The sequence below is a fragment of the Pseudomonas retamae genome (assembly GCF_043496865.1).
GTDB lineage: Bacteria > Pseudomonadota > Gammaproteobacteria > Pseudomonadales > Pseudomonadaceae > Aquipseudomonas > Aquipseudomonas retamae.
The window spans coordinates 292,310-308,845 of the sequence record NZ_JBIEIL010000004.1 but is presented as its reverse complement, the minus strand read 5'-3'; the positions used below and the strand labels follow the sequence as shown (position 1 = coordinate 308,845).

General features: G+C 59.9%; 9 protein-coding genes. 5 read left to right on the top strand and 4 right to left on the bottom strand.

All coding sequences use genetic code 11. From position 1 onward, the window contains the following. Positions 1 to 243: 243 nt before the first annotated feature. Positions 244 to 4,197, bottom strand: coding sequence for a trifunctional transcriptional regulator/proline dehydrogenase/L-glutamate gamma-semialdehyde dehydrogenase (putA, locus tag ACGSLL_RS10145; protein ID WP_394505437.1), 3,954 nt, complete (start codon positions 4,195 to 4,197; stop codon positions 244 to 246). 457 nt (positions 4,198 to 4,654) lie between these two features. On the opposite strand from putA, the gene putP reads away from it, so the two are divergent. The 5 genes from putP (at position 4,655) to ACGSLL_RS10120 (ending at position 11,063) form a co-directional block, all read left to right on the top strand. Beyond that, complete coding sequence (putP, locus tag ACGSLL_RS10140; protein ID WP_394505435.1) at positions 4,655 to 6,139, top strand: sodium/proline symporter PutP; 1,485 nt, start codon at positions 4,655 to 4,657, stop codon at positions 6,137 to 6,139. 351 nt (positions 6,140 to 6,490) lie between these two features. Continuing rightward, positions 6,491 to 8,506, top strand: coding sequence for a type VI secretion system Vgr family protein (locus ACGSLL_RS10135; protein WP_394505433.1), 2,016 nt, complete (start codon positions 6,491 to 6,493; stop codon positions 8,504 to 8,506). Next, on the top strand, positions 8,496 to 9,209 hold the full coding sequence (locus ACGSLL_RS10130) for a DUF4123 domain-containing protein (RefSeq protein ID WP_394505431.1): 714 nt from the start codon (positions 8,496 to 8,498) through the stop codon (positions 9,207 to 9,209). The genes ACGSLL_RS10135 and ACGSLL_RS10130 overlap by 11 nt, the downstream gene beginning before the upstream one ends. Positions 9,210 to 9,541: 332 nt before the next feature. Beyond that, the gene (locus tag ACGSLL_RS10125; protein ID WP_394505429.1) at positions 9,542 to 9,859 is read left to right on the top strand and encodes a hypothetical protein; all 318 of its coding nucleotides are present in this window, start codon (positions 9,542 to 9,544) and stop codon (positions 9,857 to 9,859) included. Between the two features lie 367 nt (positions 9,860 to 10,226). Further along, entirely contained in the window at positions 10,227 to 11,063 is an 837-nt protein-coding gene (locus ACGSLL_RS10120; protein WP_394505427.1) for a 23S rRNA (adenine(2030)-N(6))-methyltransferase RlmJ, read from the top strand. Positions 11,064 to 11,247: 184 nt separating this feature from the next. On the opposite strand, the gene msrA is transcribed toward ACGSLL_RS10120, so the two are convergent. From msrA to ACGSLL_RS10105, 3 genes are all read right to left on the bottom strand, one after another. Next, entirely contained in the window at positions 11,248 to 11,913 is a 666-nt protein-coding gene (gene msrA / locus ACGSLL_RS10115; protein WP_394505425.1) for a peptide-methionine (S)-S-oxide reductase MsrA, read from the bottom strand. 208 nt (positions 11,914 to 12,121) lie between these two features. Further along, a complete protein-coding gene (locus tag ACGSLL_RS10110; protein WP_394505423.1) occupies positions 12,122 to 14,818 on the bottom strand; it encodes a putative bifunctional diguanylate cyclase/phosphodiesterase in 2,697 nt (898 codons plus the stop codon). Positions 14,819 to 15,061: 243 nt separating this feature from the next. Continuing rightward, positions 15,062 to 16,459, bottom strand: coding sequence for an alkaline phosphatase D family protein (locus ACGSLL_RS10105; protein WP_394505421.1), 1,398 nt, complete (start codon positions 16,457 to 16,459; stop codon positions 15,062 to 15,064). Positions 16,460 to 16,536: the final 77 nt, after the last annotated feature.

The following is a 16,536-nucleotide window of genomic DNA, read 5'->3' as shown; positions in this document are numbered from 1 at the left end:
AAAGGAGGTTGGGCCGAGTCTAAGGCGCGGGAATAGAGGCTGAACAGGATGATTGATGGCGGTGATGTTGGAGCCGAGCGCCGACTTAACAAACACCACAAACCACTGTGGGAGCGAGCCTGCTCGCGAAAGCGGTGAATCAGGCAACAGTGATGTCGACTGAAACTCCTTCTTCGCGAGCAGGCTCGCTCCCACAGGGAATTGCGTTTCGGACAGCCATTGCGGCTGCCCGGTTTAACGGTATCAGCCGATTGTCATCAGGCTGGCGTTACCACCCGCCGCAGCGGTGTTAACGCTCAACGCGCGCTCGATCACCAGACGCTCCAGCGCAATGTTGGTCTCGCCCTGGGACAAGCCCTGAACCCCGACAATCGCACCGGCACGCTTGGCGATCTGCTGGCAGACGCCGCGCAACTGGTCGGAGTGGCCGTGATGCAGAACCGCATCGAATACCACTTCGTCCTTGTTCCAGTCGGAAACCAGTTTGATCCGCGCCTGAATCTCCTTTGGCAGGCGTGCGAACAAGGCCTTGCTGATGTCGGACTCCGGCCACACCGCCGAACCGCCCACCGCCAATACCGCGGCCAGTTGCGTCAGCAGATCGCCTTCGACGTCGGCCAGGCACAGCACGTGTTCGCGCGGCAGGATGGCATAGCTGTTGCGCTCGCCGGTCGGGCCGGCCAGTACGCGGGTGATGCCGCTCTGCGATTGCGCAGCGTACTGCACGCACAGAGTGCTCAGATCAGCGTACTGGTTGCTTTCTGCCCAGGCTTTCAGCGCGGTCAGCGGTTTGCTCATGGCGTCGCGCAAGCGAACGTCCGGCGCGACGACGGCATCACCGCGAGCGAAGGATTGTTCGATGGCGTCGGTAGGACGTGTCGACAGCAGACGGTACAGGTACAGCGGGCCACCGGCCTTCGGACCAGTACCCGACAGGCCTTCGCCGCCGAATGGCTGCACGCCGACCACGGCACCGACGATGTTGCGGTTGACGTAGACGTTACCGGCGTTGACGTTGTCGATCACCTTGGCGATGGTCTCGTCGATGCGCGTATGTACACCCAGCGTCAGGCCATAACCGGATGCGTTGATCTGGCCGATCAGTTGATCCAGTTCTTTGCGCTTATAGCGCACCACGTGCAGCACTGGGCCGAAGATCTCGCGCTGCAGTTCGTCGAAGCTTTCCAGCTCGATCAGGGTCGGCATGACGAAGGTGCCGCGTTTGACTTCTTCGCTGTCGGCGATCGCTACCTGATACACGGTACGACCTTTGTCGCGCATGGCCTGGATGTGCTTGTCGATGCCAGCCTTGGCTTCGGCATCGATCACCGGGCCGATGTCCACAGACAGGCGCTCAGGATTGCCGAGACGGCTTTCCGCCATGGCACCTTTGAGCATTTCGATGACACGATCGGCGGAATCTTCCTGCAGGCACAGGACCCGCAGCGCCGAGCAACGCTGACCAGCGCTGTCGAAGGCCGACGACACCACGTCGATTACCACTTGTTCGGTCAGCGCCGAGGAGTCGACGATCATCGCGTTCTGGCCACCGGTTTCGGCGATCAGCGGGATCGGACGGCCCTGGCTGTCGAGACGCCCGGCAATGTTGCGTTGCAGCAGTCGGGCAACTTCGGTGGAACCGGTGAACATCACGCCTTTGACGCGCTCATCACCCACCAGACCGGCACCGACGGTTTCACCGCGACCCGGCAGCAACTGCAGCACGCCTTCCGGAATCCCGGCTTCGAGCAGCAGGCGCACGGCTTGAGCGGCCACCAGCGGAGTCTGTTCGGCGGGTTTGGCCAGTACCGGGTTACCGGCAGCCAGCGCCGCAGCGACTTGACCACTGAAGATGGCCAGCGGGAAGTTCCACGGGCTGATGCACACCACCGGGCCCAGTGGGCGGTGGGCGTCGTTGCTGAAATCGTTGCGTGCCTGCACCGCGTAATAACGCAGGAAGTCGACCGCTTCGCGGACTTCGGCGATGGCGTTGGCGTAGGTCTTGCCAGCTTCACGGGCCAACAGGCCCATCAGTGGCTGAATCTCGCCTTCCATCAAATCAGCGGCACGTTCCAGAATCGCTGCGCGTTCGGCCGGTGGTGTGGCCTGCCAGATCGGTGCGGCGTTGAGCGCGCATTGGATGGCGTTGTCGACGTCCTCGACGGTGGCTTCCTGAACGTGACCGACCACATCGCGATGATCCGACGGGTTCAGCACCGCGGCCGGCGTTTCGTTGCTCGACGCGCAGCCGAGCATCGGCGCGGCTTTCCAGTCGTTGTGCGCAGTTGCCAGCAAGGCGCAGGACAGCGAGGCCAGACGATGTTCGTTGGCCATGTCGATGCCGCTGGAGTTGGCGCGCTCGGCACCGTACAGGTCACGCGGCAGCGGAATGCGCGGGTGCGGCAGGCCGAAACCACCTTCCACGGTCGCCATCTGCTCGATCTGCGCCACCGGATCGGCGACCAGTTCCTGGATCGAAATCGACTGGTCGGCGATGCGGTTGACGAACGAGGTGTTTGCGCCGTTTTCCAGCAAGCGACGCACCAGATAGGCCAGCAGGGTTTCGTGGGTACCGACCGGTGCGTACACACGGCACGGACGGTTCAGCTTGCCTTCGGCGACTTTGCCTACAACTTGTTCGTAGAGCGGTTCGCCCATGCCGTGCAGGCACTGGAATTCGTACTGGCCGGGGTAATAGTTCTGACCGGCGATGTGGTAAATCGCCGACAGGGTGTGGGCGTTGTGCGTGGCGAACTGCGGATAGATGGCTTCCGGCACCGACAGCAGTTTGCGTGCGCAAGCAATGTAGGAAACGTCGGTGTACACCTTGCGGGTGTAGACCGGATAGCCTTCGAGGCCTTCGACTTGGGCGCGCTTGATTTCGCTGTCCCAGTAGGCGCCTTTCACCAGACGAATCATCAGACGGTGACGGCTGCGGCGTGCCAGATCGATCACGTAGTCGATGACGTACGGGCAACGCTTCTGGTAAGCCTGGATGACGAAACCGATGCCGTTCCAGCCGGTCAGTTGCGGCTCGAAGCACAGGCGCTCGAGTAGATCCAGCGACAGTTCGAGACGGTCGGCTTCTTCGGCGTCGATGTTCAGGCCGATGTCGTATTGCTTGGCCAGCAGGGTCAGCGACAGCAGGCGCGGGTACAGCTCGTCCATCACGCGCTCGTACTGCGCACGGCTGTAACGCGGGTGCAGTGCCGAGAGCTTGATGGAGATGCCTGGGCCTTCATAAATCCCACGGCCGTGGGAAGCTTTGCCGATCGAATGAATGGCTTGTTCGTACGACGCCAGGTACTTCTGCGCATCGAGTTCGGTCAGCGCCGCTTCACCGAGCATGTCGTAGGAGTAACGGAAACCCTTGGCTTCGAACTTGCTCGCATTCGCCAGGGCTTCGGCGATGGTTTCGCCGGTGACGAACTGCTCGCCCATCAGGCGCATGGCCATGTCGACGCCCTTGCGGATCATCGGCTCGCCGCTCTTGCCGATGATGCGGCTCAGCGACGACGTCAGGCCGGCTTCGTTGTGCGTCGAGACGAGTTTGCCGGTCAGCAGCAGGCCCCAGGTTGCGGCGTTGACGAACAGCGACGGGCTGTTGCCTAGGTGCGGCTGCCAGTTGCCGGTGCTGATCTTGTCACGGATCAGTGCATCGCGAGTGCCCTTGTCGGGGATACGCAGCAGCGCTTCGGCCAGGCACATCAGTGCCACGCCTTCCTGAGACGACAGGGAAAATTCCTGCAGCAGACCCTGAACAATGCCCGCGCGGCCGCCAGCACTTTTCTGGTTACGCAGTTTTTCCGCAATGGTGGCGGCGAGCTTGTTGGTGGCTTCGGCCATCGCTGCCGGCAGACGTGCCTGCTCGATCAGCATCGGCACCACTTCCGGCTCAGGGCGACGGTAAGCAGCGGTGATCGAGGCGCGCAGCACCGATTGCGGCAGGATGCTTTCGGCGAATTCGAGGAAGCACTGGTGGGCGTGATCGGTATGGACTTCACCGGCATCGTCGGCGTCCTTAGCGGTCAAACCGTTCAGCTCGGTCAGGGTTGCACCACCCTCGAGTTTTTCCAGGTAATTGAAAATTGCCTGCTTGATCAGCCAGTGCGGCGTGCGATCGATCGAGGTTGCGGCAGCCTTCAGGCGTTCGCGGGTCGGGTCGTCGAGTTTGACCCCAAGGGTGGTGGTAGCCATATTTTTATCCTCATGGTTGCCACAGTTGCGTGGCATCAGCTGGCGGCAAGATTAGCCGTGCGCCGAATGAGGTGCAACCGGGTGCAACCCTTTTTTGTCGGAAAAAACCGCAACTCGTCAGGAAATAAATTCCGCGACGAAACTACTGCTCCTGCTTGGTGCTTTTGCTTCTAGCAAAGGGCCATGACTGCTACAAAAGGGAGCAAAAACACGGCGATTGTCGGTAATTCCGACTGGGTGCAACTTATTCTCATGAAATTGGTTGCACCTCATTTGATTTGTTGCATAGCATTCGCGCCCAAGGTGCAACCGGATTCAATCCGATGCACCGGCTGATGGCTTTCCTGGGGAAACATCAGTCATAAATGCGCGGGATCCCGGATCGTCTGCCAAACGTCGTCGTTTGCGTGCGGTTCATCACCGCCGCTACATAAAAACAAAGCCAGGGCGTAACTCAATGAGCGTAAGCAATCCAACCCTGATCACGTTCGTGATCTACATCGCAGCAATGGTGCTGATCGGCTTGATGGCCTATCGCTCCACCAACAACCTTTCTGACTATATTCTCGGTGGTCGCAGCCTCGGCAGCGTCGTCACTGCGCTGTCTGCCGGTGCCTCCGACATGAGCGGCTGGTTGCTGATGGGCCTGCCGGGCGCCATCTACATGTCCGGTCTGTCCGAAAGCTGGATCGCCATCGGTCTGGTCATCGGTGCCTACCTGAACTGGCTGTTCGTTGCCGGCCGTCTGCGCGTGCAGACCGAGCACAACGGCGACGCCCTGACCCTGCCGGACTACTTCGCCAGCCGTTTCGAAGACAAGAGCGGCCTGTTGCGGATTATCTCGGCGATCGTGATTCTGGTGTTCTTCACCATCTACTGCGCTTCCGGCATCGTCGCCGGTGCCCGTCTGTTCGAAAGCACTTTCGGCATGTCCTACGAAACGGCGCTGTGGGCCGGTGCGGCGGCAACGATTGCCTATACCTTCATCGGCGGCTTCCTCGCGGTGAGCTGGACCGACACCGTACAAGCCACGCTGATGATCTTCGCGCTGATCCTTACGCCGATCATCGTCCTGCTGGCCACCGGCGGCGTCGACACCACGTTCCTGGCCATTGAAGCCAAGGATCAAAGCAACTTCGACATGCTCAAAGGCACCACTTTCATCGGCATCATCTCGCTGATGGGCTGGGGTCTGGGTTACTTCGGTCAGCCGCACATCCTTGCGCGTTTCATGGCTGCGGACTCGGTGAAATCGATCGCCAAGGCGCGTCGCATTTCCATGACCTGGATGATCCTGTGCCTGGGCGGCACCGTGGCCGTGGGCTTCTTCGGTATCGCTTACTTCTCGGCGCACCCGGAAGTGGCTGGCGCGGTCACCGAAAACCCTGAGCGCGTGTTCATCGAACTGGCCAAGATCCTGTTCAATCCGTGGGTTGCCGGTGTCCTGCTGTCGGCGATTCTGGCTGCGGTGATGAGCACTTTGAGCTGCCAATTGCTGGTGTGCTCGAGCGCCCTGACCGAAGACTTCTACAAAACCTTCCTGCGTAAATCCGCCTCCCAGGTGGAGCTGGTCTGGGTCGGTCGCGCCATGGTCCTGCTGGTTGCGCTGATCGCGATCGCGCTGGCCGCCAACCCGGAAAACCGCGTACTGGGCCTGGTGTCCTACGCCTGGGCTGGTTTCGGTGCTGCGTTCGGTCCGGTGGTGCTGATTTCCGTGATCTGGAAAGACATGACCCGCAACGGCGCACTGGCCGGCATCATCGTGGGTGCCGTCACCGTGGTGGTGTGGAAGCATTTCGAACTGCTGGGTCTGTACGAAATCATCCCGGGCTTCATCTTCGCCAGCCTGGCGATCTACTTTGTCAGCAAGGCCGGCGAGCCGACCCGCGGCATGGTCGAGCGCTTCCAGGCAGCGGAAAAGGATTTCCATCTGAACAAGTGATGCGCTGAGCTTCGGCTCACACCAAACGGCCCGTTTCCGAAAGGAGACGGGCCGTTTTTTGTGCCTGTGATTTTCTCGGAAGAATGTGGAGATCCAATGTGGGAGCGAGCCAGCTCGCGAAGGCGTCGTGTCAGTCGATGGAAATGTTGGCTGACAGATCGCTTTCGCGAGCAGGCTCGCTCCCACAGGGTTCAGTGGTGTTGCTGAGGGATTTGTCTGTAGTCGAAGGCGTCAGTTTTCAAGGTTTTGTCGCCAAGGCAAGTAGGGCAAATCTGATTTTCTCGTCACCCGTCCAACACCCCTTGCCCCTCATGCAGAATCGCCCGCCCTCAAACTGCAGAGAGACATCGGATGTTCGCGCCTGCCAATCAACCGCGTTTCACGTTGACCCTCGAAGGCGCCCGGCATGAGTTCAAAGTGCTTGAGTTCACGGGCAAGGAAGCCATCAGCCAACCCTATCGTTTCGAGCTGGAACTGGTCAGCGAACGGCCGGATCTGGACCTCGAAAGCCTGCTGCACGCGCAGGCGTTTCTGAGTTTCGATGCTGACGGTCACGGTATTCACGGTCAGATCGATCAGGTCGGGCAGGGCGATTCCGGTACGCGTCTGACGCGCTATCACGTCAGTCTGGTGCCGCGGCTGGCCTATCTTGGGCACCGCATCAATCAGCGGATTTTCCAGCATCAGACGGTGCCGCAAATTGTCGCGCGGGTGCTCAAGGATCACTCGATCCTGCGCGATGCCTTTGCGTTTCGCCTCGGCAGCGAATACCCGGTGCGTGAATACTGCGTGCAGTACGCCGAAAGTGATCTGGCGTTCATTCAGCGGCTGTGCGCCGAGGTCGGCATTCATTACCACTTTCAGCACAGCCCGCAGGGCCATCTGCTGGTGTTCGGCGATGACCAGACGGTATTTGCGCGTCTGCCCGAACCGACGCTGTACCTGCCGGGAAGCGGCATGTCGGCTGGGGCGTCGGCGGTGCAGCGTTTCAACGTGCGCGTGCAGACCCGCACCAGCGTCGTCACCCGGCGCGACTACAACTTCGAAAAGCCGCACCTGCAACTGCACAGTCGTGTCGACAGCGAACAGCGTCCAGTGCTGGAGGATTATCACTTCCCCGCCAGTTTCACCGACCGGGAAACCGGCAAGCACCTTGCTCAACGGGCACTGGAACGCCATATCGCCGATTATCGTCTGGCCGAAGGCATCAGCGATGAATCTGCGCTGGTCTGTGGCCATTTCCTGCAACTGACCGAGCATCCACGTCTGGATTGGAACGATCTGTGGTTGCTGACCACCGTCGAGCACCACGGCCGCCAGCCGCAGGTGCTGGAGGAATCGGTGACCAGCGATGGCGAAGGCTTCCAGGGTTACCGTAATACCTTTCTCGCCACACCGTGGGACGTGTTCTTCCGCCCGGCGCTGGGGCCGGAGAAGCCGCGCATGCTCGGCTATCAACCCGCTGTGGTGACCGGGCCGAAAGACAGTGAAGTTCACTGCGACGAGTACGGTCGGGTCAAGGTGCAACTGGCGTGGGATCGCGACGGTGAAATGAACGAGCACTCCAGTTGCTGGCTGCGCGTTGCGACCAATTGGGCCCATGACCGTTACGGCAGCGTGATGATTCCGCGGGTCGGCATGGAGGTGCTGGTCGGTTTCATCGATGCCGACGCCGACAAGCCTTTGGTGATGGGTTGTCTGCCCAACGCGGCGACGCCGGTGCCGCTGGATCTGCCGGCGGACATGACTCGTAGCATTTTCCGCAGTCAGAGCAGCCCCGGCGGTGGCGGCTACAACGAACTGCGCATCGAGGATAAGAAAGGCGCTGAGGAAATCTATCTGCGCGCCCAGCGTAACTGGACGCAGCATGTGTTGAACGATCAACAGGTGCAGGTTGATAACCAGCGCAGCATCGTCGTCACCGGCACCGCGCGGCACGAGCTGAAGGCCGATGAACAGCGCATCACCCACGGCCAGCGGCAGACTGAGGTCAGGCAGGACGATCATCTGACCGTCAGTGGCGAGCGGCATATTCGTGTTGGCAGTCAAACGCTCAGCGCCAGCGCTCAATTCCACGTCAGCGCTGGCCAGCAAGTGGTCATCGATGGCGGCGCGAGCGCGACGATTCAGGCAGGCGGGCAGTGGATCAACATCGGTCCCGGCGGGATTTTCAGCAGCGTGCCGATCGTGGTGGGTGGCGCGCCGATGGCAGCGCTGAGCGCCGCGCCGGTCGTGCCGGGGTTGCCGGAGAAACTTGCCGCCGCGCCGGCTGCTGTGCTGACCGCCGCACAAATCATGAGCTTCAAAGGCGATGCGCCATTCTGTGAAGAGTGTGAGCGCTGCAAGGACGGTGTCTGTGCAGCCTGACTTCCTGACACCGGCCGATTGGCTGGCGCACGCGCCATTGCAGGCCGGTGAGCAATTATTCGCGGTGTTCAGTCATGCCAGCGGAGCGAAGCCGCCCCGGGACTGGCTCGATGTGGCGATTCCTTTATGGACTGACACGATCTATGTCGAGTGGGACGCGGTGATGCCTTGCGTAGGAATTGTCAGCGTCGACAGTGAGTTTTTGCGTTGGGTCGCCGACACCGAGTCGCGCGATTGGGGTTGGCTGGTGGTGTCTTCGGCAAGTCTGGAGGTGCTTATCAAACATTTCCGCAGCCTGACACAAGTGCTGATGCCGAACGGCAAAACGGTGTTCTTTCGCTTTTGGGACGGGCGCTTCCTGTTGCCGATTCTGCAGGCCGATGAGGTGGATGCACGGCAACTGTTTCCGCTGGTCAGTCGCGCTCTGATCAACGGCCAGTCGCTGCACATCGGTGGCGCGGCGCAGATCTCGGGCAAGGTATTTCCGTGGTGGCGGGTGCCGGAATCGGTGCTGGCGAAGGAGGGCAATGCTGTTCGCATGGCCAATGCGTTGCAGTGGCTGAGCGAAGAAAGCCCGGCGATATATGAAGCCTTTCCCGAGGCCGTTTTGCGCTGCAAGGTCGGGCAGTTTTTTCAGCTTCCAATGTCGAAAGATTCTTCGCAATCGGCGTTGCTGGCGTATTTGCTGGCAGAGCTGGAGTGACATTTCGGGGCAATGGCCTCGGAGATTTCCTTCGAAGTGCGGCGGATTGCGTGAACTGGTGGGCGGTGGGTTGCAGGGATAGTCTTTTCGTTGTCTCTGCGGGAGTGGTGACAGGGTGTAGGAACCCTTTGGAATTACCGTGCACCAGCCATTACGTTTGATTGCGCACGCAATTCGTGTCCGCAACATCTTTCGCGGCGGCTGTGCGCGGGAACGCTTCGGCGTAGCTGAGTTTTGGCTGGTTCCTCAGTTTCCTACTCTCGCGTACGGCTGCCACCCAAACCTGTAGGAAGGTCATCGGTAGCCTCATTTAATCAGCAGAGGCACAAAATATGACGACGCTTAAACCAGCTCCGCCCTACAAAAAAATCATCCCTCACCCGGACAACCGCTTCATGGCGCTGACCGACAATTGCAGCGACATGCCGACCCTGTTCATCGACACCCACGTCCCCCTCGACATCCTCATGGACGCCGCCAATCACCGTTTGCGCGCCGTGATTCAGGTCCTGGAAAACATGTGCATGCGCGGCTCGGTCGAATGCGACTCCGTCATCCTCAGCGACTTCGCCCGGCTCTGCGTGATCCCGTTGCGTGATGGCTGCGATGTGCTGGATGTGATCGGCTCGCGCTTGCGCTCAATGCCATAAAAGCAAAGCCCCTCACCCTAGCCCTCTCCCAGAGGGAGAGGGGACTGATCGAGTTGTCTGGATGGTGTACGCCGACTTGCGACTTCAGCGGTGAACTTCGCTTGGTCATGCCTGGGTGGTGTTCGGGGACTGACCGAGTTCTATGGGTGACGTACGCCAACCTGCAACTTCTGCGCTGATCTTCGCTTGGCCAGGCCTGAGATCACGCTGATTTTTCAGGTCGATGTAACTCGCAAGATCAGCACCGTCAGTCCCTCTCCCTCGAGGAGAGGGCCGGGGTGAGGGGCAGGCTTTTGTCCGCTCGGCCGCCAACCCCTGACTTGCCACGCGGTAAAAGGTAAACTTTGCGCCCTTCGCAGGAGCAGCCATGAATTATCGTCACGCCTTCCATGCCGGCAATCACGCCGATGTGTTCAAACACCTGACCTTGACCCGCCTCATCGCCCTGATGTCGCGCAAGGAGCAGCCGTTTGCCTATCTCGACACGCATGCCGGCATCGGTCTGTACGACTTGCAGGGCGATCAGGCCAATCGTACCGGCGAGTACCTGGAAGGCATCGCGCGCTTGTGGGATCAGCCGGACCTGCCGGCGCTGACCGCTGACTACATGAAAGTGCTGCATGAGATGAACCCCGATGGCCAGTTGCGCTATTACCCCGGTTCGCCGGAGCTGGCGCGGCGTCTGACCCGCCAACAGGATCGGGTGATGCTCAATGAGAAACACCCTGAAGACGGTGTGCTGCTCAAGGACAACATGGCCGGTGATCGTCGGGTGAAGGTGCATCTGGGCGAAGGCTGGCATGTCGCACGGGCGATGTTGCCAGTGCAGGAAAAGCGCGCGGTGATATTGATCGATCCGCCGTTTGAACAGCTCGATGAAATGCAGCGCTGCGCAGCGTCGATGAAAGAAGCGATCGGACGCATGCGCCAAACCGTGGCGGCGATCTGGTACCCGGTGAAGGATCAGCGCGCGTTGCGGCGGTTCTATCAGGACCTGGCCGGCACCGGTGCGCCGAAGTTGTTGCGCGTGGAACTGCTGGTGCATCCGCTGGATACGCCGAACAGCCTGAACGGCTCGGGCCTGGCGATTGCCAATCCGCCGTGGGGGCTGGAGGAAGAGCTGCGTGAGTTGCTGCCATGGTTGTCGAAAAAACTGGGGCAGACTCAGGGTGGCTGGCAGATGGATTGGCTCATAGCGGAATGAAGCTACAAGCTACCAGCTGAAGCGAACACAGCACTTGCAGCTTGAAGCTTGCCGCTCGCAGCTTTAATTGATCGTTCCCACGCTCTGCGTGGGAATGCCTCAATGGACGCTCTGCGTCCGCTGTTGGGGCGCGGAGCGTCCCGGGCTGCATTCCCACGCGGAGCGTGGGAACGATCAGTCGGCGTTAGTTGCCCGCCAAACTTGCCGGCATACACACTCCGGTGCCGCCAATCCCGCAATAACCTTCAGGATTCTTCGCCAGATACTGCTGGTGATACGCCTCGGCAAAATACACGGTCGGCGCCTGATCGATCTCGGTGCTGATTTCGCCCAGCCCGGCCTTCGCCAGTTCCGCCTGGTACAGCGCTTTGCTTTTCAGTGCGGCGTCCAGTTGCTCCGGAGAGGTTGCGTAGATCACCGAGCGGTACTGTGTGCCGATGTCGTTGCCCTGGCGCATGCCTTGAGTCGGGTTGTGCAATTCCCAGAACATCGCCAGCAGTTCTTCGTAGCTGATTTTGGCCTTGTCATACACCACCAGTACCACTTCGGCGTGACCGGTCAGGCCTGAGCAGACTTCTTCGTAAGTCGGGTTCGGCGTGAAGCCGCCGGCATAGCCGACCACCGTGCTGACCACGCCTTCGCGCTGCCAGAAGCGCCGTTCTGCACCCCAGAAGCAGCCGAGGCCGAAGATGGCGAAGTCGACGTCCTGAAAGAACGGGCCGAGCAGTGGGGTGTCTTCGAAGACGAAATGCTTTTCAGGCAGGGTCATCGCGGTTTCGCGGCCGGGCAGGGCTTGTTCTTTGGTTGGAAGCACGTTTTTGTTCACCAGAATTTCCGAGCGCAGAACCATGAGCGTTCCTCTCAGTCAGGTTGGATGTGAAAAGTCAGACTGCCAGTGTGCCCAATGATGCCCGATTTCGCACTACTCAAATGTGGGGGCGACGGTGCGACGATTCGACCTACTCGCGAAAGCGGTATGTCAGGCGATGTTGATGTCGACTGACACTCCGTCTTCGCGAACAAGCTCGCTCCCACAGCGATCTTCATAGAGGCAAGCGTTATAGGCAGAGCGGCCCGCGCGGATAGCGCTTGAGCGCCGGGATCAGTTCGGCGCCGGGGATCGGCCGGTCGAACAGGTAGCCCTGGCCGACGTCGCAGCGGTGGCGGCGCAGGAACGCCAGTTGCTCGGCGGTCTCGATGCCTTCGGCGACCACCTTGAGTTTCAGGTTGTGGGCCATGGCGATCACTGCCGAGGTGATTTCCATGTCGTCCTGGTTGTCAGGGATTTCGTGGATGAAGCTGCGATCGATCTTGATGATGTCGATCGGGAATTTCTTCAGATAGCTGAGCGACGAATAGCCGGTGCCGAAGTCGTCCATCGCCAGGGTCAGGCCCAGACGTTTGAGCTGATCGAGCTGCAAGTGCGTGTCTTCGGTGGCTTCCAGCAGCAGGCCTTCGGTCAGTTCCAGCTCGAGCAGATTGGCCGGCAGCGCTTCTTCCTTGAGGATGTTGGCGATGGAGGCGACCAGATCCGGGTCGGAAAACTGCTTGGGTGACAGGTTGATTGCCACTTGCAGATTGCCCAGGCCCGCAGCGGTCAGGGCTTTGCTCATGCGGCAGGCCTGACGGGCGATCCATTTGCCGATCGGAATGATCAGGCCGGTCTCTTCGGCAACGCTGATGAACTGATCCGGGCGAATCATCCCGCGTTCCGGGTGATTCCAGCGCAACAGCGCTTCCATACCGAGCAGGCGGCCGCTGCGCAGGCACAGCTTCGGCTGATAGAACACGTCCAGCTCGTTCTGGGTCAGGGCGCGGCGCAGATTGTTCTCGACGAACAATTTGTAACTGGCCTCGGCATTCAGCGCTTCGGTGAACACTTGCAACTGGTGTTTGCCGTTGGCCTTGGCTTTGTGCAGCGCCAGACCGGCGTTACGCATCAGCGTTTGCGGGTCACGCCCGTGCAGCGGTGCGCAGGCGAGGCCGACCGAGCCGGTGACGCTGATCAACTGGTTGTCGACGAACATCGGTTTGTCGAGGGTCAGCAGCAATTGGCTGGCAATCCGCTGCCCGGTTTCGAGGTCGGTATTGTCGAGCAACACGGCGAATTCGTTACTGGCGAAACGCGCCAGACTGCCGCTCGGGCTGAGGCTGTTGCGCAGGCGTCGAGCGAGGCTGATCAGCAGTTTGTCGCCGGTCTGATGGCCGAGGCTGTCGTTGATGCGTTTGAAGTTGTCGATGTCCACCAGCAGCAGGCTGATCGGCGTGTCGCTGTCACGGGCGAAGCGCTCGTCGAGATTGCGGATGAATGCCGGACGGTTGCCGAGGTTGGTCAGGTTGTCGGTATAAGCCAGGCGCTCGATGCGCTGCTGCGCCAGTTTGCTCTGGGTGATGTCTTCGTAGATACCGATGTAATGCGTCAGCTCGCGGTTGTCACCGTACACCTTGGAAATCGACAACTGGCCCCAGTACGGTTCGAGATTCTTGCGGCGGCTTTTGAATTCGCCCTGCCAGCTGTTGCTCTGGGCCAGCGCCGAGGGCGCGTCGAACAGCAGTTCGCTGAGGTTTTCCAGTGCCGGCAGTTCCGACAAGCGCTGGCCGTGGACTTCTTCGGTGGTGTACTGGGTGATCGCGGTGAAGCTTGGGTTGACGTACTCGACCACGCCATCGCAGTTGACCAGCAAAAAGGCGTTGGCACTTTGCTCGACCGCACGCTGGAACAGGTGCAGGGCGCTGGTGGCGGTGCGACGGTTATGGTTGTTGATGACTTGCGCGAACTGATCGGCCAGCTCACCGGCAAACGCGATCTCGTCGGACTGCCAGGCGCGTGTCACGCCTGTCTGCTCCAGGCAGAGCACGCCGACCACCTGGCCATCGACGCGAATGCTCGCATCGAGCATGGCGTTGACGTCACGCGGGCGCAGGGCTTCGGCCATCTCGCGGGTGCGCGGGTCGCGCATCGCGTTGTGGGCGTCGATGGCGCGGCTGCCGTGCAGCGCTTCCAGATAGTCGGGGAAGCTGCCGATATCGATCACGTCCGGAAGGATGTACTCCTGGGTCGCGCGATGGTAAGCCGAGATGGGCACCAGCAGATTGCCCTCGAGATTCCACAGGCTGGCGCAGTCGATTTCATAGATGTCGCATGCACAACGGGTGATCAGCTCGGCGGCTTCCTGCAGCGAGTTGTGCGTGCTGTAGCGCTGACGGGCGAGCAGCAGAATCAGCTCCTGCTGGGCACGCACGCGCTCCAGGTGCTGCAGTTGCTCCTGCTGCGCGCGTTGATTGAGTTCGAGGGCGATCTGCAGCCGCGAGTTCTGCGTCTCCAGATCGACGGAGGGCAGTAGCGGCGGTTCGCTGAATACATCGTCGACCGCCAGCAGATAACCGCGCAGCAGATGCCGATTGTGCTGTTTGTAGGCTTCGCCCAGTTCCAGAATGCTCAGCGCCCCGGACGCGGTGTGCAGGGTGTAGCGCACCAGGTAATGCGGGCTGACGGTGAGTTGTTGCTGGATCGCGTCATGCAGTTGATAACGCGCTTCCGGCTCCATCAGGCTTGCATAAGGCGAGCCGACCAGCGCACACAACTCGACGGCCGGCTGGCCGAACTGGCGTTCACAGTTGGGATCGAGAAACAGCATGGCCCAACTGGCTTCATTCAAGCGCTCGAAACGCAGCATGCCGAGCCGCGAGGGCACAGGCAACTGCGTCACTACCTCGGCCGCCATACGGCTGGCGGCATCGGGTTGGCTCTTCATGAAGGGAACTCGCTTGGAAATATGCTGAACGCGCCGGGCTCGCGCCCTCTTAACTGTTGCCTGCGGCAAGGTTGCATCATTGCGGCCCCGACTGACAAGAGAGATGAAGGCCAAGTGCTATAAGAATATGTCGGCTGGACTGAACATTTCTCCAGCCAGTGCACAAAACTAATGCGCGGAGCGTGACAGAGCGCCGTTCCAGAGCGGTTGATGCTCAGCAAAGGCGCCCAGTGCAGCCACTGATCAGCGTAGGGGAATGACAATTGATTGCAGGCGTTTGCCGTCACGGTCGTGATAGTTGACCTGGATCTGCCTGGCCTCGACCACCAGGTGGGCAAAATTGTCCTCACTGACCACTGTGCTGGTCAGCTCATGCCGATAATCGCCCGCGGCTGTGCGCACCAGTGGCTGATCGAGAATGAACGTCGACGCTTTTGCATACGGCAGCAGTTTGCTGTTGCACAGCGGCGATGACACCACCGTGTGTACCTCGAAATCAGGGTCTTCGCTGTGGCTCAGGCGCGCGGTCAGCGAACCGTGTACATCACCCGAAATGAACACGACATTCTTGATCCTTTGCGTGCGAATCGTTTCCAGCAGGCGCAGGCGTTGTTCCGGGAAGGCTTTCCAGGCGTCGTCGCCATGAAGTTTGCGGTCCGGGTAAAACATCACACTGGTCACCACGAACTTGACCCGCGCTTCGCTGTGGACCAGCCATTTGAGCAGGGCCTGTTCCTGAGCCTCATCGAGAATGCGCCGATCATTGGCTGACAAGTTGCGGCGAGTACGACTGTCGGTCACAAACCATTCGATATCGCCGTCGCTGAATTGATACCAGTAATGCTCAAGCGACGAGCGATCTATTTCACCGTTAGTTGTTAGCGGATGTGCCGGGCTGTGACTGGCCTGATACAACTCATAGGCTGCCATTGCATTGCGGAATAAATCGACGTCGGACTTGTTGGCATTGGCTGGCCAGTTGTCTTCAATTTCATGATCGTCGAGGATCATGTAAGTTGAAGTGCCAGACATCAGCCTTTTTATATTGGGTTGCGAGAAGGCCGCACGGTACTTGCCGAGAATATCCTGGTACTCACGATCCGGCGCGATCAGATTCAGATCATCGACATAGATCTGGTCGCCGGTCATCAACACCGCACTGATCGGTGGTTCGATACCCTCGATCACCTGGTTGATCGAAGCAAAGATCCGGTCACCCAGCTGCGGCAGGGACGCAACCCCCGCCGTCATGCGCAAATAGCGACAGGAGCCGACAATATAAGCCCGCGACTGCATCGGTTTGCTGCAACGGGTACGCAGGCGATGGATCTCTCGCGGCCATTGCAGTGGCAGCTCGGCAACACTGTCGGGTGTATGTACCGGACTCATCGGACTGAACCAGCCGGCCTGATATTCATATTCGATGTCGTCACTCAAGTTGTTGAGGGCAAATACGTGTGACATGTCGCGTAACTCGCTCAGGTGCGCGAAGTTAGCCTTTGACCATTGTTGTGCGCCGGCCGCACGATAGCGTATTCCGGCAAATACCCGCGCATTGTTCTGGCGATCACCCCGCAAAAAGATGCGCGCATGATTAGTTGTGACGTGACCGACAATCGGCCCGATAGTTGGTTTTAACATGTCGAATCCATTCGAATTAACTTGAATCAGCAAAGTTTCAATAACCTTGCTTAGTTGAATTTGGTGCGCCTAGGTTA

Excerpts from the sequence above, each read along its gene's own strand:
- putP (WP_394505435.1), top strand. The coding sequence starts at position 4,655 with ATGAGCGTAAGCAATCCAACCCTGATCACGTTCGTGATCTACATCGCA.
- ACGSLL_RS10105 (WP_394505421.1), bottom strand. The coding sequence starts at position 16,459 with ATGTTAAAACCAACTATCGGGCCGATTGTCGGTCACGTCACAACTAAT.
- msrA (WP_394505425.1), bottom strand. The coding sequence starts at position 11,913 with ATGGTTCTGCGCTCGGAAATTCTGGTGAACAAAAACGTGCTTCCAACC.
- putA (WP_394505437.1), bottom strand. The coding sequence starts at position 4,197 with ATGGCTACCACCACCCTTGGGGTCAAACTCGACGACCCGACCCGCGAA.
- ACGSLL_RS10135 (WP_394505433.1), top strand. The coding sequence starts at position 6,491 with ATGTTCGCGCCTGCCAATCAACCGCGTTTCACGTTGACCCTCGAAGGC.
- ACGSLL_RS10110 (WP_394505423.1), bottom strand. The coding sequence starts at position 14,818 with ATGAAGAGCCAACCCGATGCCGCCAGCCGTATGGCGGCCGAGGTAGTG.
- ACGSLL_RS10125 (WP_394505429.1), top strand. The coding sequence starts at position 9,542 with ATGACGACGCTTAAACCAGCTCCGCCCTACAAAAAAATCATCCCTCAC.
- ACGSLL_RS10120 (WP_394505427.1), top strand. The coding sequence starts at position 10,227 with ATGAATTATCGTCACGCCTTCCATGCCGGCAATCACGCCGATGTGTTC.